The organism is Chitinophaga pinensis DSM 2588, assembly GCF_000024005.1.
Lineage (GTDB): Bacteria > Bacteroidota > Bacteroidia > Chitinophagales > Chitinophagaceae > Chitinophaga > Chitinophaga pinensis.
The window spans coordinates 2122494-2142066 of sequence record NC_013132.1 but is presented as its reverse complement, the minus strand read 5'-3'; the positions used below and the strand labels follow the sequence as shown (position 1 = coordinate 2142066).

Genomic DNA, 19573 nt, shown 5'->3' with positions numbered 1-19573 from the left:
TACCTTTGGTGTATGAAAATAGTTATCACAGGTTCTCTGGGGAACATCAGCAAACCGCTTAGCATAGCGTTGATAAAAAAAGGTCATTCCGTGACCATTATTAGCAGTAATCCGGCAAAGCAGCAGGAAATTGAGCAATCAGGCGCAAAGGCGGCTATCGGTTCACTCTCCGATACCATGTTTGTCAATACAGCGTTTAGCGGAGCTGAAGCCGTCTATTGCATGATTCCGTTCGATTTTTCAATAGCAGATCAGGATGCACACATGAAGCAGATCCTAGGTAATTACGTACAGGCGATCCGGCAGAATGGTATCAAAAAAGCGATATTTCTGACAGGATGGGCAGCTGAAATCGCAGGACATGGTTTAAACGCTGTACAAAAAGAACTGGAAGGTGTCGCCATCTCTGAACTCCGCCCTTCCATTTTCTATACTAACTTCTATCAGATGATGGATATGATGCGCGGGAAAGGAACGATGGGCTTAGTCATGGGTCTACGCGCATACGGTATCAGGGCATTGTTTGGAAGAAGAGGTTTATTGATAGGGAACTATGGCGCTGACGACCGAATCGTACTCGTAGCACCGGAGGATATAGCGGCAGCAGCGGCTGAGGAGTTTGACACACCTGTCAGCGGTTTGAAAGTAAGGTATGTAGGCAGTGATGATCTGACCTGTAATGAGGCGGCTGCTATTTTCGGATCAGCAATAGGAAAGCCCTGGATGAAATGGATCAGGATTTCAGATAAACAGATGTTACAGGGATATAAGATGGCAGGACTACCGGAAGGATTGGCTTCAGACCTTGTAAAGATGCAGGCAGCTATTCACGACGGTACCATACTCGCGCAGTATGACCGCCACAGACCGGTATTAGGAAAGGTGAAACTGACCGATTTTGTCAAGGAATTTGCAAAGAAGTACATTTGAGTATGCAACCCTACAGAGTAAAAACAATTGCTGAGTTTTTGCAGCTAAGAGGGCTGCCTAAAACTCAGCATCCGCTGATCAGTGTGATTGATATCGGAAGTCTGACGGAAATTCCCAGGGGACCTAAACTGATAGTTACCGACTTTTATATGATCGCCCTGAAAAAAGGATTTGCCGGTAATATCAAGGTCCGGTACGGACAAAAGGAGTATGACTTTGACGAGGGGATTTTGTCTTTTACAGGTCCGGGGCAATTGCTTGGCTTTGAGATGGAGGGGCCCGTCGAAGGGCATCCGTCCGGATGGATGCTCCTGCTGCATCCTGATTTTCTATGGAATACACCCCTGGCAAAGAAGATCAGGCAATATGAGTTTTTTGACTACGCCGTTAATGAAGCCCTGTTTCTTTCTGAAAAAGAAGAGATCACCATCCGGCAAATCATTACCAATATTGACCAGGAATATCACGCGAATATTGACCAGCTCAGTCATGATATTATTATCTCCCACATGGAGTCCCTGTTCAACTATTCGGAACGGTTTTACAGAAGACAATTTCTGACAAGGCGCATCTCCCATCATCAGTTGCTGGACAAACTGGAGGACATATTGCAGCGATATCTAGATGAAGAAACCGGACTACCGACAGTGACCCATGTAGCAGAAGCCTTACATGTTTCTCCTGATTATCTGAGCAGTATGCTGAAGACCTTAACAGGACTCAATACACAACAGCATATTCACCAGAAACTGATTGAAAAAGCAAAAGAGCAGTTATCAACAACCACACTTTCAGTCAGTGAGATTGCTTATCAACTGGGCTTTGAACATCCACAGTCATTCAGCAAACTATTCAAGACAAAAACCAATCTTTCTCCTGTTGCATTCAGAAAGTCTTTTCAATAGGCGCCGGCTGATATGCCGCCTGTTTCCAGGTATTCCGGAAATGTACACTGATACCCGCCAGTACCACACAAAAGCCGATTTGTGCATATACGCCCGGAAAACCGGCCCCTTTTAACACCATCTCACCAATCAGTGTAAACAAGATTTCAAACGCCTGTGTCGCCTCTATTGCCGCAAGCGCTACTGTATTTTTGCTCACAATCTGTGTAGCCTGATAAAAGCCTACACCTCCGAGGAATCCTGAAAACAAAGCAGACAGAAAAGACGATTCACACTGCACCAGTGTCGGTAACCCGCTTTTAGCAAAGCCAATTACGCTCAATATGACCAGTAAAGGCAAACAGCCGATACTCATCCCCAACACCCGCTGTAAAGCGTCTAAATGAAGCCCTTTTTGCTCAAGATCTACCATTAACCTGCGATTACCCAATGGCCATACGATCGCCCCGGCTATCACCGTTAAAATGCTTAAAATGGTATTTCCCAGGGAATGTAATTGCGTGAGTTTTTCCAGTTGCATGATAAATACCCCTGATAATATCACGATAGAGATGATCAATGCTTTTTTGGGTATCACCTTCCGTTGATCGGGATAGATAAGCGGAGCCAGTAAAATCCCTGCCAGAATATTGACCTGAAAGGTAGCAGCGACCATCCATCCTGGCGACCATAAGGATGCTACCGCCAGCAATGTGTACAGACAACCAAAGCCGATAACACCCCATTTGATAAAGATGACAGGTGCTTGTCTGATAGCAGATAGTGTTGATTTCAGTTGTCCTGCCAGGAATACCACAAGCCCCAGGATAGGAATGAGAAACAAGCTACGTAATGCTGCTGTCCATGCCCAGTGACCGCCTGCACCGGAAATGAGACTATTGATAATGAAGGTCGAAGACAAAAAGAGGGAGGCTGTAATACCCCATAAAATGGCCTTTAAAACTTTTCTTTGTTCAGACATGCCACAAAATTAGATGGGCAGTCAAGCCTTTTATGGTACTTTTCGGGTGATTTATGGCCTATAAGGACCGGCTTTGCCGGAAAGCTGCAGGGGTCAGTCCGGTATGTTTTTTAAAGAAACGGCCAAAGAAAGCAGGATCGTTGAAACCCAGGTCATAACTGATCTCCTTGACTGTTTGTACAGACGTCTGCAACAGGATCTTACTTTCCGTGACCAGGCGTTCCTGTAACAATTCAAATACGGTCAGTCCTGTGGATGCCCGACAGATGTTATTTAATTTTTTGATATCAGTCCGCAGATGATTTGCATAAAATGCCGCCTGGTGTTCCTGCCGGAAGTTACGTTCAATCCGTTGTTTCAGCTTGTGGAGTAACTCCCGCTGTGCAAGACTTGCCTGCGGAAGCGGATGTTGCAGCTGGTGCTGCTGATTGTATTGCAGCAACAATAAAGAGACATAATGCAGGATAATATCCACATCCGGTTTGGTACCAGTTAAAGCAATACAGAGCTGTTCTATGATGAAATCTGTAACCAATGATAACTGCGGATGCAGATCGATATAAGGCCCGGACGCAAAGGCATCCAGGAGTCCTCTTCCATCTTCATGCGGATGAATCTTCAGGAATCTCTTGAATAGCTCTTCACCAAACATAATCAGCCAGCCGTCACGGTCAAAAGGAGCTATCAGGTGTACCTGTCCGGGATGAATAAAGTACAGACGTCCTGGCTGTATACCGAATTTTTTGAAATTGATCGCATGTGTGCCCGTACCGGCGGTTACCAGCATCAGTTCATAGTGATCGTGCCGATGGGGAATGACGGAAAGATGGTTGATGTCTTTATGTAAGCGGACAATACGCATATATTCTCCATCCAGCAGTTCCTGGATAGGCAGATCACGGGATCTTCTGAATGATAAATCGTCTGTCTCGAACATATTCTCCCTGCTTAAATGGGACTGGTGTAAGATAAAAAAAACTTCCCTAAGACTACTTATACCCTGCTGTAAATCACCAGCTCACAGCTCAGCGCCACCAATCCCCCTGGCTTTCATATCTGGCTATTTTTTCGCCTTTTATGCAATCAAATATTCCCTCTCCCTGCGTAGATAAAACCAACAACTGATCCTGCATCGGTGCATAACCCACGTTTTCAAGTCCGCCGATTGCGAAAGTATTTTTATGTATCCACATGTATTATCAGATGTAATTGCCACCAACTGTCATCCGGTAAAATAGTAATAATATTTATTAAATAACAGCCATGCGCCGTTATTCCGGGTATGGAAATTCCCTCCTCCCGCATCTCTATATAAACCCAAGGCATTGAACAGATTACTATTGTTTTCCCTGCTGGTAGCCGCCTGTCAGTCAGGCACTTCCCCGCAACCCATCACAGCCGTCACCCGGTCTACGGACACCCTTCCTGTCCGCAATGCTGCTTTTGATGCATCTTATCAATACATCCATGTCTTCGTCGCCCTCTGCGACAATGACAACCAGGGCATTGTTCCCGTACCTAAAGCAATAGGGAATGGCCAGGACCCGGATAAGAACCTGTACTGGGGCTGCGGCAATGGTATCCGTACTTACTTTAAAAACAGCAAAGAGTGGACACTGGTCAGGAAATACAGGATGGACAGTCTGCGCCTGGAACGTCTTATTTTCCGGCATGTGCAACAACCTTACTATCTCGTAGCAGATGCTTATGATGGCCGATATATCCGGCAATGTACGGTTGATTTTCTCAACAGTTGCGCCGGCCTTATCAAGGATACGGTACAGGTAAAAGACAGAACATTGGGGATCAATGGCAATGCAAGATTACTGGCTTACATTGGTCACGACGGACTGATGGATTTTAATTTGCAGGAGCGATTTGTGAATACAGACAGCATCTGCAGAGATGCCATCATACTGGCCTGTATCAGCAGAGATTATTTCAGTCCTCACCTGGTTGCTACACGGGCACGTCCCCTGGTATGGACGACCGGTTTGATGTGTCCGGAAGCATATACCTTACATGATGCATTAAGCAGTTATGTCAGGAATGAATCCGTAGAAAATGTACGGGGCAGTGCTGCGAAGGCTTATGCAAAATACCAGCGATGTAGTGAGAAGGCGGCCCAAGGATTACTGGTTTCGGGTTGGAGATAATATCGGCAGGACAGCTTTACCTTTGTAATATGGAAGAGAAGAAAAATGTTTTCAAAATATACAACATCATTGCGGACTGGTTTGCGGCCAACCGTCCTCAGGAATTGATGGAGAAAGCATACCTGGATAAGTTGATTCAACTCACAGGTAAAGATGCTCATATACTCGATCTGGGCTGCGGGACGGGTAAACCGATGATGCATTATCTGATCGGCCAGGGACTGCAAGTGACAGGTATTGATGGCAGTCATCGTATACTGGAAATCGCCAAACAAAACCTGCCATCCGCTGTATTTATACAGGCTGACATGCGGACGCTCCGGCTGAACAGGAAATTCCACGCCATCATTGCCTGGCACAGCTTCTTTCATCTGCCTGCAGAAGACCAACCAGCTATGTTCGAGGTCTTTAAGGACCATTTACATGACAAAGGAATATTGATATTCACATCCGGCACAGAACATGGAGAAGCATGGGGTATGAACGGCGGTGAAAACTTATTCCATGCCTCACTCAACCGTGATCAATACCAGACCTTATTGGAAGCGCATCATTTCCAGGTAATCGCTTATCAGGAAAATGATCCGCAGTGTGGTAATGCTACCGTGTGGATAGCGCAACTCAGTCTTCCCTGACCACTGACAGATCACTCATCTGCCTCAAATCCATGACCGTTCCTGCCATAAAAGATCAACCAACGGGCGGCAGCATACAGAATATGTACCTGACTTGGCAATGAGCCTACTTCTATATCCGGTGGAAGATACTGCTCTCTCAGATACAACAGATCATGTTTTGCAGCCAGTTGATCAGCTACCTCCAGCAGCCGTTCGCCATACTGGAGTGTACTATCTGCCAGGTGGGTTTCCCAGGCAGCCTCATATAATTCTTTCCCTATCAGTTCTTTGCAGAAAGTTGTCAAAAATTTCCCCCTGAACACATTCTCATCCTGGATCTCAGATACATATACAGGCACCCCGTCTGTCTCTTTCGCCAGCTCGATCACATAATATCCTTTATAATGCTGATACCAGAATTCCAGGCTGTCAGATTTATCACTTTCCTCGTACTGTGCTTTTACCCACTCATCTGCTTCCGGATCTCTTCCCACCATGGGCGCTTTGATAGTTTCATAGGAAGGTATCTGTATCGCAAACCACTCTTCTTTCAACGCTTCCCTTGAATATCGCTTCTTTGTGCCAGGAATTACAGGTATAGGTTCCGATCCATTGAGTATACGAAAAAGCTGATCAAACCTCTCTTTACATGCAGGTTTGGGTTTACCCAACGGACGCCAGTCTAGTCCCATAAGATATCTTAAATTAGAATTTCAAAAAATGAGGCTTACAATAGAGTTTATGGAGGGATAAATATATAAATTCGGGATGATTTAAGCCATTAAAAAAATCCACATTATGCAAAGACTTGATCCTGCTGAGATTCTGGAGCGATTCAATCATACCATTACTACCTGGGTGAATTACCTGGACGACTATACTCTTGAGATGTTACACCGGCAACCCCTGCCAGACAGCTGGTCACTCGGTCAGGTGTACATCCATATTATTGATGATACACAATACCAGGTAGCACAAATGAAACTGGCCTTGTCGGATGTGGATAACAGTAAGGAAGATATGCACCCGAATGCCAGACAAATGTTCCTGCATAATAGTTTTCCGGATATGCAGATCGAAGGACCGGCTACCAATACCCCCATCAGACAACCACAAAGCAAGGAGGAACTGCGGCAGGCATTATTACAGATACAAGCAGATGTGAATAAATCAGCTGAAGATCAACCGCTTTTAAATGCAACAGGAAAATCCTTGCATCCGGGACTATTATATTTCAGCGCTGCTGAATGGGTACAATTTATGGAAATGCATATGCGGCATCATTTCCGGCAGAAAGAACGGATAGACATGCGCCTATTCACTTGTTAATTAACACTTACAACAACAAAACAGCCTCCGGTGCATTCAGTATTGAATTCAAAAAGTGACAGTGTATATCCTGATGGGTATCAGGATCGCCATGACTAAGAAATAACGATAAAAAGCAAAGGCAGGAATATTCCTGCCTTTGCTTTTTATGTAGTGTAACCTTTACAGATCCCTGTAACCACCATCCATCAGCAACTCCCCTCCTGTCATATAAGACGAGTCATCAGACGCAAGGAACAAAAATCCTTTGGCCATTTCTTCTACAGTACCAGCCCGTTTCATCGCTACTGCACCTTCAAAAAAGCCGCGTACCGAATTTGCATACTCCTGGGTATAACCAGACTTGGCTAAAAAAGGCGTGTCGATAAATCCCGGCGCTAATGCATTCACCCTTATTTTCCGGGCAGCCAGTTCCGCTGCCAATACTCTCACCAGCGCTCTTTTTGCAGCTTTGGAAGCGACATATGCGCTACCTTCTACGAAGGCTTTATCAGATACCGTAGACGTGGTAATAACAATAGAAGCGCCCTCATTCATATATGGCAAGGCATGTTTTATGGTGAAGAATGCCCCTTTATAATTGATATCCGTTACTTTGTCGAATATCTCTTCTGTCATCTCAGCTATTGGCGCTGTCAGCATCGTACCTGCATTTACTACCAATACATCTATTTTCCCCTGTGTAGCACCTATCTGTTGGAAGAGTGGGGCGAAACTGCTCATATCACTAACGTCGCTAACAAAACCTGTTGCGTCATTTCCTATTTCAGCTACTGCACTGCTGATCGTTTCCGTATCACGGCCTGTGATCACTACTTTAGCGCCCTCCAGTGCAAATAACTTTGCTGTACCCAGACCGATGCCGCTGTTTCCTCCGGTAATTACCGCTACCTTATTCTTTAATTTCTGTGACATATCTCTTTGTTTTGTTGCCACAAAGCTCCCACAGAAATAACAGTGTAAAAATCAAGCAGATTAAAAAAAACAATGAACCTAGATTAACTTTTTAACGGTTTGAAAGCCGCTTTTTTATTACGGATCTTAGAAATAAACTGTGTAGTCACTCCCAGATAAGAAGCGATCGCATACTGTGGTACCCGCTCCAACATACCCGGATAAGCAGTTATGAAGTCATTGTATCTTTCTTCCGCAGTGCGTGTCAATGAAGCTATGATCCTGCGCTGGTGATAAGCGGCAAGACCTTCTGCGGCAATCCGGAAGAAGGTTTCAATATTATGATATTCACGTTTCAGACGCTGTTCTGTTTCATATTCTATCTGCATCACTATGCTATCCTGTAATGCCACCACAAACATTGTAGCCGGCTTCTGGAAAATATAACTGCTGTAATCACTGATCCACCAGTCGTCTATCGCCAGCTGTATCGTATGTTCAGCTCCATCAGGGCCAACTACATAAGAGCGGAAAGCGCCTTGAATAATATATGTACGAACACGGGCTGTAAATTCAGGCTGGATAATAAACTGCCGCTTCTTAATGCGTTTTACCGCAAAGGCTGCGACAAATGCATTCAGTTCATCCTCCGGCAGCAACATCCGTTTTAGGATATGTTGCTTCAATACTTCCAACTCGTTCATAGTGATAAATTTAATTCAGCGAAACGTCCGATTATACCTCTAAGTTAAACCACTCGCGGAAAACAAGGCTACATATATAATCTTCTCAACAATTTAAAAAACACCTTAATACTAACTATCTCATTGTAAAATATTTAGCACCGTAAATTGATTTACTTGTCCGAATTATCTGTATATTTAATTGCAGACCGCACCTCAAATAACGACTCAGAAGACCATAAACTATTACATCAACCAATTCAAAAATTGAAATCCTTAATATTTAGTGTAAGCCTTATCTGAAATCCACGCGACAATAGTCCAGCGTAGTGTACTGACATGTCATATCACAACAACTCATATGCAGGAGTGATGCCTGCCGGTGAAACTATTGTCTCATTTTTCCACAACATCACACCCAAATCCACATAGTAAAATGAAGTACATATTCAATAGAAAGATATGGCTGCTGATTTTGCCCGTTACAGCGGTTATTTATTTCTCCTGCGCAAACAACACTGAAAAGAAAACGCCAACAGCGCAAGCTGATGATGCCGGCTCCTGCCGATGCAGCGACAGCGTAAGTATTCCGTTCAATAACAATGTTCCCGGAGATCTTCCTGCGGGATTGTTTACTAACCAGGTAAATGCCAATTGTTTCGGCTGGTGGGAATTCGTCACATTAAACTGGCCTACACAAGGCGACTTTTTCGGTCAACCTGGCAGTACTGCTCCGGTACAATGGGAGAACTATATCACTTCAGAAGAGTTATATCCGTCTGATGGTGCTGCTCCCCGCCCCTGGACACAGCTAAGGGAACACTTAAATCTGCCGAAAGACGCACTGGCTAAGGACGAACGTATGAAGGAAGCTACGCTCCTGCTGAGTATGACCAGTAAATTTGATGGTTTACCGATGTTCCTGGATAGTATGAATACGGAAGAAGCACAGCCTCAGTTCAGCCCTGCCTGGCTGGGTGCACAGAACGGAACGAATGTATGGTACGCCATTCATTTCAACCAGGATGAGTATAACTATATTGTAAACAATAAATTCTACGATGCTTATAAGCAACATGAAGCGGTGAATAAAGGCGTACCTATCGTATTCCCGTCCGGCGCCTATAACGGCCCTACCGGTGCAGTAGAAGTAAAATCTGCCTGGCTGGAAGTGACTGATCCGGATAATCCTAAGTGGAAAACCTATAAATTATCCAAAGCAGTTGTAGAAGATATTAAAACAGGCACTTACCGTTATGCACTTGTAGCACTTGTCGGATTACATATTCTCCAGAAAACCACTTCTCAGCCACAATGGGTGTGGACAACTTTTGAACATGAAGCGAATGCGCCGGATATGAATCAGGCGGATACGACTTCCATTGCGTACAATTTCTATAGTCCTGATTACAAGCCGCCCACCGTCAAAGTGACCAGCGGCTGTAATAATAAAGATACCACTGTTACCTTCTCATCATTGCCTAACCAGGCGCCGCCCTACTATCTCTGCCGTGGCATGGGTCCTGTTCCTATTCAGGTAAAAAGACAGTTCCCGATAGATACATTGGCGAAGCTGGTGAATAAAAAACTGCATGCGTATATCGACAAAAACTATGCAGGGTCTATATGGTCACATTACCACCTGGTCAATGTACTATGGTCGACCAAAACGCCACCGCCAAGTATCCCGGAAAAGCCGCAGATACAGCCTTTACATCCGCTCGGTATGGCGCCGTCTCCGAAAGACCAGCCAGTCGCAAACACTACGATGGAAACTTACATTCAGTCGCAAACCTGTACCGGCTGCCACCGGTTCACACAGATTGCGCCTATTCCAAGTGATACCAATCCGAAGTTTGCGGCCGACTATACGTTTTCGATGTTCAACGCCAGCTATCCTGGAAAAAAGATCATTCAGAAAATTGATAAACAGAAAAAGTAGGACGGTAATAAATGAGAAAAAACAAGTTACGGCCCGTTTTCGGGCTGTTTCTTTTTATACTCATTCCTAACAGGCTATTGAATAATACATTCGAAATATTCTATATTTGACCTGAGATTGAATTTCAAACCTATACCAATGGATAATTTAGATATCGTACAGATATTAGGAACCGGCCTGTCCGGATTTGGCTTTTTGTTGATGTATCTGGCATATAAACTGATCAGTAGTCTGGTGCCCCTACCCAACGTTAATCCCAATATCATCAAGATGATCAACCGCTATATGCTGGTTTGTTTTATCATGACAGTGACCGTCGGCGTTTTTACCTTCATGACGACTTCTTATAAAAATAACGTGATCTCCGATCAGGCAGCCCTGATCAAGAGTAAAGATACGGTGGTGAATATCCTGACTGCTGCCCAGAAAGCTAAACTGCTGTCTGACAGTCTTTCCCGGAATATGGATAGTCCGCTGGCCGGCGAAGTAAAAACCAGGCAAAACAGCTACCTGGATACCTTACAGAAGTACATTGACGGAGAACACAATCCGGTACAACATGAAAGATTCAACCGGTATAAGGAAAGTCTGACTACCATCACGGATTCTCTGACTATGGACAATCTTGACCGTAGAAGAAAGGAATTCCTGAAGGAGAAATATGTAGGGATTAATGATTCTATTACACGATTCTCACTAAAACTGGCAGACGCGAAAAGCGTAGTCGCTCCGAAATAAGACCTGCTCAAATAGCAACAGGTGTTGTATCAATAAAAATGATACAACACCTGTTCTTTTTAATACCCATGGAAGCGGCGCCTTTTATAGGATGCAAGACGGCTTAGACAATCTCAGCTGCCTCCACGTTTTTATTACTTTTCTTCTCCTTCTCTTTTTCTGGTTGTACATATGGACAGATGAACGGATATTCCGCATCATCGATCAGTGGTTCTATTCCGAAGAAGTCATTCAGTACGGATTCCGCTGTACAATAAGCACCTTCTACCCAGGCCTGGTCATTGGAATACGCTTCTCCTACGATGAAGATATTTGCGTCCTGCCCCGGATTGAGTGACGATGGCTTACGGATCTTCTGTTGTACATCGCATACATCATAGTGCGCTGCCCAGGCATGATAGCCGGCATTGAAAGGCGGTAAGGACCAGTCCATGAACCTTGTTTCCAATGGCTCAGGAACAAAAGTATAGTCTGACTGCGGACCAAAATGCACGGCTGCAAGTTGCGTACGCAGCATTTTGATCATTGCTTTGGATGGTTCCCTCGGTCCGTCCAGTGTCTGGAAGTCCTCAGAAGTAGGTCTGAGACGCGGTTGGTTCGGTCCCAGTTCCATCCCTTTCCAGAAGCTGGCATATGTTTCATCATCATAAGCGGCCAGCAAACCATACACTTTTTTCGCCTCTTTATTCAGGGCATTATCCCCGAAATAAACAACCTGGCGAATCGGCATATCTGTTACGCTTGGTCCGATCGTATTGCGATGTGCAGCCAGCAGTAATTGCTTTTCCTGCTCTACTGTCAGTCTTTGATTCACCGCCAGTTCCACTGCCTTCACAAAGGTATCAGTAGATGCAAATGGCGTTTCAAAGATGTCGGTGTTCTTTTTAATATCCGTCAGATATTGCTCCGGAAAACCTGCTTTTCTCAGTTGCTCGATCACATCCTGAGTGATTTCATAACCATTGATCTGTGCAGGATAGGTCGGCGGGGTCTTTGCATTATCTGCCCACCATGGCTCATGGAAGAACATACCTATTTTGTAGGATGGCTGTAAAATAGCCGATTCCAGATAGAGCTGTACTTTGGAGGTATTCAGTACATCGACTGCACCCTCCAGATCTTCGTAACGCGTAGCCTGCGCTACTTTTTCGATCGGCGCACGGGACATGGCCATCCAGGCAGCATCTGTCTCAAAGACGCCGTTCTTCTTGTTGGGGTTCTCGCGGGAAGCCGTCGTATATCTGATCTTGTCGCCCACCTGCAAAATGGAATGCAGGCGCGTATTATGCTTATAATTCAGTATTACACCCTTCTCCTTCGCCAGGTCTTCGATGGCGTTAAACAGGGCGGTAAACATGTAAGAATAGCCCTTTGTCAATGTCTTGTACTCCGTGCCCGGTGTAAATTCATTGTTTGCCTGGAATGCGACCGCTGAGTTCCAGTTGATTACGTTAGAGCTATATCCGTTACCGTCTGAAGTGTAATTGAAGCCCTCCGTTCCCAATTGATCAAACATCAGGTTCCAGTAACCGATATCGCTTAATTTATCCCCTTTTTTGAAGGCGGATCCGTCCGGCATATTGACCTTGATCACACCGTTGGCGTAGAAGTTACACCATTCGGCTCTTGTCTGCGGACCAGAATGAGCAGTCACCGCCAGGTTTTCCACGATGTTAAAACCGGTATCTGGAGACGCTGCAGCACCGTAGTTATCTACATTATAAGGGGCAGGATTATTCGAAGAGATCTGGTTCAGGTACATATTCTTTGTACGCAGATAATACAGCGGATTGGTGGATTCATTAAAAGGTACGGCGTATTTATCCAGACCGAGTTTTTTGATGACGGTGGTTACCAGGCGGTGTCCACCGGCTTTGCCGTCATTATCCCCATTCCAGTAGGAATAACGCATCCCACCTACTTCCAGGTAAGAATTATCCGGATCGTTTTTATAATGCCATGTACATACACGTGCACCTGGTTCACGCGTACCTTTATTTTTGTCATTGAAGGCATAATGCCCGAAATCAATGAGGTCCAGTGTATCGCCGGCAGTCAGCTGTTTTGCCTTTGCACCGGTATCTCTGACTTTACCGTTCAGCAATCGCCAGGCAGTATAAAGTCCTGCTGCTCCGGCGCCAAAAATTGAATATGTTTTAGCCATTTTGTGTGGTGATTTGAAGGTGAGAAAATGTGAGCTAGATTATTCAAGGCCAAGACGACGCATCTGTCCAGGCAGGTCTTTCTGAGGAATAACGACTTCTACCAGTGCCGGCTGATTAGTTATTGCAGCGATAGTAGGGAGCAGGTCTTCCAGTTCCTTTACCGTAGTAACCCGGAAGCCTTGTGCACCAAATGCCTGTGCCAGCGCGATGTAATCCCATTTCGGCAGGAGATCGAACGTATCGAATTTGTGTTCCGGACCCGGTTTAAAGGCATCCATATTCACGTATACCTGTTCGATAGCATATACCGCATTACTCATTACAAATACGACTGCATTGAGGTTATTTCTGGCCAATGTGGATAACGACTGGCATACCGTCATAAAGCCGCCGTCACCTGCTACAGCCCATGCCCTTTTACCACTACCCAGCTGTGCACCGGTAGTAGCGCCGGTTTCATAACCGATGATCTGCCAGGCAGCTGAAGAGAGAAAACTGTTCTGTGGTAATCCGTAAGCATTGGTTGCTACATACATGGCAGAGCTGATCCCAAATGTCCAGACGATATCTCGCAGCATATTCTGGTCATTCAGGAATTTCATGGTATGCTGGAAGAAGCGGTTGTACGTGAGGACGTGCGGTTCCACATCAAAAACAGGATCCGAATTGGAGATCCATGGTTCGGGGTAAGGCGGCTGTGGCGGCGCTGTTACATTCAAGGGATAAGGCGCCCCGTGTAGTTTGAAACGGTCGATCAGTGCACGCATGAAATCTTCCATGGTCACTTCTTCATAGATGAAGTACCCCACTCTTACGAGTTCGGTAGTAGCCAGTACCATATCTGCGTACTTGTTTTCTATGAACCACAGATAGTCATCTGTGATAATAGTACCCAGTGTCAGGAAACAATCCGATTCCGCCACCAGGTTACGTACGCTTTCGATAGAAGCCTGGTCAGAATAAGTGCCGATAAATTTATTACCACCTTCATCCAGGACCGTTTTACCCAAACTGGTGGTGGTGTAAAGATATCCGCTGACGTCGATCAGTTCCTGTAAAAGCGGGGAAAGTCCGTGACGTAATACTTCCACGCCTGCAAAGATCAGGGGTTTCTGTGCCGCTGTCAGCTGTGCCCATGCTGTATTGACTGCGTTCTCCAGCGCCAGTGGTTCGCTTACGAATTTGATCGCTTCCAGTGGTGTTTCTGAAGGACGTACGCAGGGTTCTCCCCATACTTCTTTGTAACACTCAATGAATACCGGCCGCTTATAGGTCAGGGCAGCTACGATCAGCTGATCAATCTTTTCCGCAGCCCCTGCTGAAGTACTCAGTGTTTCACAAGCAACGGTTACCTGATCATAGACTTCCTGATCCGCAGCAAGATTACCGGTTGAGTGATGATACAACACGTCATACATCTTTGTGATCTGTCTTGCATCAGCTCCGGGAGTAGCAGAAATAACCACAACGGGACTCCGCTCCACATAAGCGCCACCGATTGCGTTTAATGCAATGAAAGTACTTACCCCATATTGCAGGGATACAGCGCCCAGTCCACGGGTACGGCCATATGCATCCGCAGCATAAGCAGCATCCAGTTCATTGATAGCGCCAACCGCATTCACGCCGGGGAAATGTTCCAATGTTTGTGTAAAGTGCTTTACATAATCTCCGGGGATCTGGAAGACTTCTGTAACATTCAATTGTCTAAGCCGGGTTAATAAATAATCCGCGACGGTAAATGTTTCGTTTTGCATGAGTTGTGGTTTACGATGATCATTCGAGGAATACTATGGGCAATAGCAAACATGTCCGGGCATATCATGCCGGCTACCTGCAACAAATAAAATAATTTCACCAGTTATTGAATTCCGCAGCAAAAAACACGAAGCGCTGTGGTGCAGCTACATCGTACGTTCAAATGTGAATTGAATTGATTAATTCTCTGAGGTCGATTTTGAGTATAGTATAGATTATTCTGAGTCGTTGTGATTATGATCCCACGAACTGAAATTATGGCAAATTTGTTTAAAAACAAAAAACATCGTTTTATTACGCATTGTCTTATAGCGACATTCCGAGGGCGGCTGCCAATGCTATTATTTTAGCCGGCGTATTCAAACTCTTTTCCATATCTGCTACTTTCAGATTCCCTGCCTTGCTTTTAAACAGGTATGTTTTGAAGGCATACTGATTGGCTACTATGGAGAACTGTTCTCCGTGTGTCTCCGTCAGTTGTTGCACAAACACCCCTATCCCTGTTATCAGTGCCGGATACATCGCAGATAAACGGGCAGACCATTGCGCAATGGCAGACAGGTATCCCTTTACTTCCGGCACTTCTATGTAGGCCAGTTTTTCCAGTTGTTTCTGTATCTGCTCAAAGGTCATGTTTTCCCAGTCCTTCGATTTGAGTACCGGTATCTGCCAGGTCACCTGCTCTTCTTTCCAGTAATCACGTTCCACTTTCACCTGGTGTATGATAAACCCTGGTAATTCTATCGCAGTAAGATAACCTGCATGACAGGCTCCGGTATCGATTCCCCAGGTATTGTTCTTTATTTCGGGTAGTGCACCGGTGACGTGATGACCATATATCAGAGGCTTATTACCCGGATAAAGATTCACCCATTCCGGTGCAGTACCATATTTCTTTTCCAGGTAACGTTCTCCGGCAGTAGCACCACATAACACTTCTTCCCGTTGGGCTGATAAGGGAACATCATGCTCAAAGGCGGCATGTACGATGATGGCTTCTGGCGTTTCATGAAAATATTCCAGTGTCGCACACCACTCCAGGAATGCCGGGTATCTTTCTCCGAACTGCAGTTTTACGATTTCCTGTGCATAACTCAGCACACCGTTCAGGTGTTTACGTTCGTGGTTACCCATCAGCACTTTACTGTTTGGTCTGTTCCGGAAGTATTCATATACCTCCCGGGATTTTGCCCCACGGTCCACGATATCTCCTACGGAAAGCAACAGGTCTTCGGGCTGTAGTCCCATCAGATCAGTCAGTTGTATCAGTTCATCAAAACAACCATGGATATCTCCTACGACGAATGTGCGGCTCATATTGCAGTATAGGGTAAGGTTAGAGCCGGAAAATTACGCCTTTCGGGAAAAATAATTTGTCTGTTTCAGCAAAAAGATTTCTCTTTGTGTCGAATTAACACAAAGTAAAATAAACCCACTATGAACAAAAATGAAAGAGTGGCGATCGCTTATGAGACCCTGGATATTTTAAGCACGGGTCAGTACAGAAACCCTAAGAATGAGCTGATAGATATCAGTGCGGAACTGCAATACACAGTAGATAACACAATTCATTATACCCCTGATGATTTTGAAAACGTACTGATTGCAAGAGACAAGCTGTTGCAGACACCGGTTGCGGCAAGCTGCACCTTCGAAGTGACTGCAGAAACGACCTTCGCCGCTGCTGCAAGACTGATCCGGGAAGAAGGACTGGAAGATGTCTGTTGTCTGAATTTCGCCTCTGCGAAAAACCCTGGTGGTGGTTTCCTGGGTGGCGCACAGGCGCAAGAGGAGAGTCTGGCGAGGGCCAGCGGACTGTATACATCGCTGAAAGCGAATCCTGCGATGTATCATTTCAACCGTGCAGATGGCAATCTGCTGTACTCGGATCATATGATTTACTCGCCGCTGGTACCGGTATTCAGAAATGATGAAGATCAGCTGATTGAACGTCCCTATTTTGTGTCCATCATTACTTCCCCGGCTGTCAACAGGGGCGCACTGATTGAAAATCAGCCAAATAATGCACACAGAATAGAAGCAGTGATGCTGGAAAGAATTGAGAAACTGTTAGCAGTAGCTGTTGTCAATAAACAAAGCACCCTTATCCTTGGCGCCTGGGGTTGTGGTGTATTCAGGAATAAAACGACCGATGTAGCGGCCTGGTTTGCCCATCATCTGTTGCATAATGAGGTATACCGACATGCCTTCAAAAGAGTAGTTTTTGCGATCTATGATCCATCGGAGAAAAAGCAAAGCAAAGACGCTTTTATAAAAGAGTTCAGCCGTCCTTTCACCCCTGTTGTTTAACCCCGGAACTTCCGGACCGGATGTTTGTCTCACACGTGGATCAAAATGCACCCGTACAAACCTGCTATATGGGATATATACGACGCATACACGACGCATCTCCGGAGTATCAATATAGGAATCGGGCACGAAAATGGCCAGATTCCCTCCCTGACAGGTACATTTTTCTTTGTCTTCCGGGGAGCATCATTATCCATCAGACCCCAGAAAGGTGTATCGGTATATTCCCGGTACACCTTTTTTCATGCAGAGAGGTTTACCAGATGCCGTTTTAATAATGCTTATCCTACGTTCATCTTACGTTCACGAACGTAGGATGAACGTAGGATAGTAAATATCTAAGCCTTATCTGAACGGAAATCAACCTACTCCCATGCCCTTGTTTTTCTTAATTTTAATACTGCATCAAAAGGGCTGGTTATGAAAAATACAATCTACCTCATTTCCCTGCTATGTTTCTTCACTACGGGAAATGCCCGGCAACGCACTTACTGCAACCCCATCAATATCGACTACGGTTTTACCCCTATTCCTAACTTTTCAGAAGCCGGCCGGCACCGGGCTACTGCGGACCCTGTCATTACTTTATTTAAAGGCGATTATTACCTGTTTTCTACTAATCAGTGGGGCTACTGGTGGAGCAGTGATATGTCTGACTGGCATTTCGTACCCCGGAAATTTCTCAAACCTTATCACAAGGTGTATGACGAATTATGCGCACCTACGGTCTTTGTATCAGGCGATACGCTATTGGTCATCGGGTCGACTTATGAAAAGAATTTCCCTATATGGATGAGCACCCATCCCCGTACGGACGACTGGACAGAAGCGGTAGATTCATTCCGTGCCGGCGCCTGGGATCCGGCCTTTTTTCTGGATGACGACAATCGCCTGTATCTCTATCATGGGTCCAGTAATACTTATCCCTTATACGGACAGGAAGTAGACCGGCATACGCTGCAACCTACCGGGGCACGACAGGATCTTATCCGTCTGCATGACGACCAACATGGATGGGAACGTTTTGGAGAGTATAACGACAACAACTTCATGTCGCCTTTTATGGAAGGCGCCTGGATGAATAAACACAATGGCAGGTATTACCTTCAGTACGGCGCTCCCGGCACTGAATTCAGCGGTTATGCAGATGGCGTATATGTCAGTGATCATCCGCTGGGACCTTTTAGTTATCAGGCGCATAACCCTTTTAGTTATAAACCGGGTGGCTTTGCCCGGGGCGCTGGTCATGGTGCTACCTTTCAGGATAAAAACAAGCGTTGGTGGCATGTATCAACGATTGTGGTGAATGTGAAGAATAACTTCGAAAGAAGGATCGGAATTTGGCCTGCCGGATTTGACAAGGATGGTATTCTCTATTGTAATACGGCCTTTGGCGATTATCCACATTATCTTCCGGGAGAGCCCGAAAGCGGACAATTTACCGGCTGGATGCTCTTGAATTATCAGCACCCGGTCTCTGTTTCTTCCACTTATGGTGCTTTTGCTGCAAATAATGCGGTAGACGAAAACATTAAAACATACTGGTGCGCTACTACTGCCAATCCGGGTGAATGGATACAGACAGACCTGGGACAAACAGCGACCGTACACGCCATCCAGATCAATTATGCCGATCAGGATGCCGATATCCTGGGGAAACGGACCGATATCTATCACCAATACCGTTTATGGCACTCAACAGATGGCAAAAAATGGCAGCTTTTATGTGACAAAAGCCGGAACAAAACGGATGTGCCGCATGACTATATAGCACTCACCCAGCCTGTTAAAACCCGTTATATCAAACTGGAAAATATCCACATGGCCAATGGTAAATTCGCCATCAGCGGATTAAGGATATTCGGTAAAGGAAACGGACCGGTACCGGCAGCAGTAAATAATTTCATGGTACTGCGTCAGCAATCTGATAAACGAAATGCCTGGCTGAAATGGTACCCTTCCAATGATGCTTATGCCTATAATATCTACTATGGTATCGCCCCTGACAAACTATACAGCAGCATTATGGTATATAATGCCAGCGAGTACTACCTGAAAGCGCTGGACAAAACAACGACCTATTATTTTTCCATAGAGGCCCTGGGTGAAAATGGCATTGGCAAAAGGAGTCCGGTGATTAAAATTGAGTGATTATCAATGATTTTAGTTAAATTTTAGTATCTTG

At 45.3% G+C, this 19573-nt stretch carries 18 protein-coding genes; 9 read left to right on the top strand and 9 right to left on the bottom strand.

Annotation, left to right across the window (positions count from 1 at the left end; all coding sequences use genetic code 11):
• Positions 1 to 12: 12 nt before the first annotated feature.
• Positions 13 to 930, top strand: coding sequence for an SDR family oxidoreductase (locus CPIN_RS08900; protein WP_012789440.1), 918 nt, complete (start codon positions 13 to 15; stop codon positions 928 to 930).
• A gap of 2 nt (positions 931 to 932) precedes the next feature.
• The gene (locus tag CPIN_RS08895; protein ID WP_012789439.1) at positions 933 to 1835 is read left to right on the top strand and encodes a helix-turn-helix domain-containing protein; all 903 of its coding nucleotides are present in this window, start codon (positions 933 to 935) and stop codon (positions 1833 to 1835) included.
• Here CPIN_RS08895 and CPIN_RS08890 read toward each other — a convergent pair.
• The 3 genes from CPIN_RS08890 to CPIN_RS38930 all read right to left on the bottom strand — a co-directional run bounded on the left by CPIN_RS08890 (position 1816) and on the right by CPIN_RS38930 (position 3989).
• Positions 1816 to 2796, bottom strand: a complete 981-nt coding sequence (locus CPIN_RS08890) for a DMT family transporter (protein WP_012789438.1) — start codon at positions 2794 to 2796, stop codon at positions 1816 to 1818. The two genes, CPIN_RS08895 and CPIN_RS08890, sit on opposite strands and share 20 nt — an antisense overlap.
• 58 nt (positions 2797 to 2854) lie before the next feature.
• On the bottom strand, positions 2855 to 3733 hold the full coding sequence (locus CPIN_RS36445; protein ID WP_012789437.1) for a helix-turn-helix domain-containing protein: 879 nt from the start codon (positions 3731 to 3733) through the stop codon (positions 2855 to 2857).
• Positions 3734 to 3821: 88 nt separating this feature from the next.
• Positions 3822 to 3989, bottom strand: coding sequence for a hypothetical protein (locus CPIN_RS38930; protein WP_012789436.1), 168 nt, complete (start codon positions 3987 to 3989; stop codon positions 3822 to 3824).
• A gap of 132 nt (positions 3990 to 4121) precedes the next feature.
• Here CPIN_RS38930 and CPIN_RS08880 point away from each other — a divergent pair, with 132 nt between their 5' ends.
• Complete coding sequence (locus CPIN_RS08880) at positions 4122 to 4952, top strand: hypothetical protein (RefSeq protein WP_012789435.1); 831 nt, start codon at positions 4122 to 4124, stop codon at positions 4950 to 4952.
• 29 nt (positions 4953 to 4981) lie between these two features.
• Entirely contained in the window at positions 4982 to 5587 is a 606-nt protein-coding gene (locus CPIN_RS08875; protein WP_012789434.1) for a class I SAM-dependent DNA methyltransferase, read from the top strand.
• A gap of 11 nt (positions 5588 to 5598) precedes the next feature.
• Here the strand turns inward: CPIN_RS08875 and CPIN_RS08870 are convergent, their stop codons facing one another.
• Positions 5599 to 6261 (bottom strand): hypothetical protein, encoded by a 663-nt coding sequence (locus tag CPIN_RS08870; RefSeq protein WP_012789433.1) that lies wholly within the window; start codon positions 6259 to 6261, stop codon positions 5599 to 5601.
• A 106-nt stretch (positions 6262 to 6367) separates the two neighbouring features.
• Here CPIN_RS08870 and CPIN_RS08865 point away from each other — a divergent pair, with 106 nt between their 5' ends.
• Entirely contained in the window at positions 6368 to 6898 is a 531-nt protein-coding gene (locus tag CPIN_RS08865) for a DinB family protein (RefSeq protein WP_012789432.1), read from the top strand.
• A 162-nt stretch (positions 6899 to 7060) separates the two neighbouring features.
• Here the strand turns inward: CPIN_RS08865 and CPIN_RS08860 are convergent, their stop codons facing one another.
• The gene (locus CPIN_RS08860; protein ID WP_012789431.1) at positions 7061 to 7813 is read right to left on the bottom strand and encodes an SDR family NAD(P)-dependent oxidoreductase; all 753 of its coding nucleotides are present in this window, start codon (positions 7811 to 7813) and stop codon (positions 7061 to 7063) included.
• Positions 7814 to 7896: 83 nt separating this feature from the next.
• A complete protein-coding gene (locus CPIN_RS08855) occupies positions 7897 to 8496 on the bottom strand; it encodes a Crp/Fnr family transcriptional regulator (RefSeq protein WP_012789430.1) in 600 nt (199 codons plus the stop codon).
• A gap of 415 nt (positions 8497 to 8911) precedes the next feature.
• Here CPIN_RS08855 and CPIN_RS08850 point away from each other — a divergent pair, with 415 nt between their 5' ends.
• Positions 8912 to 10417, top strand: a complete 1506-nt coding sequence (locus CPIN_RS08850) for a hypothetical protein (RefSeq protein WP_012789429.1) — start codon at positions 8912 to 8914, stop codon at positions 10415 to 10417.
• Between the two features lie 138 nt (positions 10418 to 10555).
• The gene (locus CPIN_RS08845) at positions 10556 to 11155 is read left to right on the top strand and encodes a hypothetical protein (RefSeq protein WP_012789428.1); all 600 of its coding nucleotides are present in this window, start codon (positions 10556 to 10558) and stop codon (positions 11153 to 11155) included.
• Between the two features lie 103 nt (positions 11156 to 11258).
• Here the strand turns inward: CPIN_RS08845 and CPIN_RS08840 are convergent, their stop codons facing one another.
• The 3 genes from CPIN_RS08840 to CPIN_RS08830 all read right to left on the bottom strand — a co-directional run bounded on the left by CPIN_RS08840 (position 11259) and on the right by CPIN_RS08830 (position 16395).
• Positions 11259 to 13319, bottom strand: coding sequence for a flavin monoamine oxidase family protein (locus tag CPIN_RS08840; RefSeq protein WP_012789427.1), 2061 nt, complete (start codon positions 13317 to 13319; stop codon positions 11259 to 11261).
• Between the two features lie 39 nt (positions 13320 to 13358).
• Positions 13359 to 15077 carry an alpha-keto acid decarboxylase family protein gene (locus CPIN_RS08835; RefSeq protein ID WP_012789426.1) on the bottom strand — a complete coding sequence of 573 codons (1719 nt, stop codon included), beginning with the start codon at positions 15075 to 15077 and terminating at the stop codon, positions 13359 to 13361.
• A 307-nt stretch (positions 15078 to 15384) separates the two neighbouring features.
• Complete coding sequence (locus CPIN_RS08830) at positions 15385 to 16395, bottom strand: metallophosphoesterase (protein ID WP_012789425.1); 1011 nt, start codon at positions 16393 to 16395, stop codon at positions 15385 to 15387.
• Between the two features lie 120 nt (positions 16396 to 16515).
• Here CPIN_RS08830 and CPIN_RS08825 point away from each other — a divergent pair, with 120 nt between their 5' ends.
• Together CPIN_RS08825 and CPIN_RS08820 are read left to right on the top strand one after the other, a co-directional pair.
• Entirely contained in the window at positions 16516 to 17388 is an 873-nt protein-coding gene (locus CPIN_RS08825) for a TIGR02452 family protein (protein ID WP_012789424.1), read from the top strand.
• A 420-nt stretch (positions 17389 to 17808) separates the two neighbouring features.
• Positions 17809 to 19539, top strand: a complete 1731-nt coding sequence (locus CPIN_RS08820) for a family 43 glycosylhydrolase (protein WP_012789423.1) — start codon at positions 17809 to 17811, stop codon at positions 19537 to 19539.
• Positions 19540 to 19573: the final 34 nt, after the last annotated feature.

Coding starts and splice junctions, on each gene's coding strand:
- CPIN_RS08825 (WP_012789424.1), top strand. CDS start 16,516: ATGAACAAAAATGAAAGAGTGGCGATCGCTTATGAGACCCTGGATATT.
- CPIN_RS08855 (WP_012789430.1), bottom strand. CDS start 8,496: ATGAACGAGTTGGAAGTATTGAAGCAACATATCCTAAAACGGATGTTG.
- CPIN_RS08895 (WP_012789439.1), top strand. CDS start 933: ATGCAACCCTACAGAGTAAAAACAATTGCTGAGTTTTTGCAGCTAAGA.
- CPIN_RS08845 (WP_012789428.1), top strand. CDS start 10,556: ATGGATAATTTAGATATCGTACAGATATTAGGAACCGGCCTGTCCGGA.
- CPIN_RS08835 (WP_012789426.1), bottom strand. CDS start 15,077: ATGCAAAACGAAACATTTACCGTCGCGGATTATTTATTAACCCGGCTT.
- CPIN_RS08860 (WP_012789431.1), bottom strand. CDS start 7,813: ATGTCACAGAAATTAAAGAATAAGGTAGCGGTAATTACCGGAGGAAAC.
- CPIN_RS08870 (WP_012789433.1), bottom strand. CDS start 6,261: ATGGGACTAGACTGGCGTCCGTTGGGTAAACCCAAACCTGCATGTAAA.
- CPIN_RS36445 (WP_012789437.1), bottom strand. CDS start 3,733: ATGTTCGAGACAGACGATTTATCATTCAGAAGATCCCGTGATCTGCCT.
- CPIN_RS08850 (WP_012789429.1), top strand. CDS start 8,912: ATGAAGTACATATTCAATAGAAAGATATGGCTGCTGATTTTGCCCGTT.
- CPIN_RS08830 (WP_012789425.1), bottom strand. CDS start 16,395: ATGAGCCGCACATTCGTCGTAGGAGATATCCATGGTTGTTTTGATGAA.
- CPIN_RS08820 (WP_012789423.1), top strand. CDS start 17,809: ATGAAAAATACAATCTACCTCATTTCCCTGCTATGTTTCTTCACTACG.
- CPIN_RS08865 (WP_012789432.1), top strand. CDS start 6,368: ATGCAAAGACTTGATCCTGCTGAGATTCTGGAGCGATTCAATCATACC.
- CPIN_RS08875 (WP_012789434.1), top strand. CDS start 4,982: ATGGAAGAGAAGAAAAATGTTTTCAAAATATACAACATCATTGCGGAC.
- CPIN_RS08890 (WP_012789438.1), bottom strand. CDS start 2,796: ATGTCTGAACAAAGAAAAGTTTTAAAGGCCATTTTATGGGGTATTACA.
- CPIN_RS08900 (WP_012789440.1), top strand. CDS start 13: ATGAAAATAGTTATCACAGGTTCTCTGGGGAACATCAGCAAACCGCTT.
- CPIN_RS08840 (WP_012789427.1), bottom strand. CDS start 13,319: ATGGCTAAAACATATTCAATTTTTGGCGCCGGAGCAGCAGGACTTTAT.
- CPIN_RS38930 (WP_012789436.1), bottom strand. CDS start 3,989: ATGTGGATACATAAAAATACTTTCGCAATCGGCGGACTTGAAAACGTG.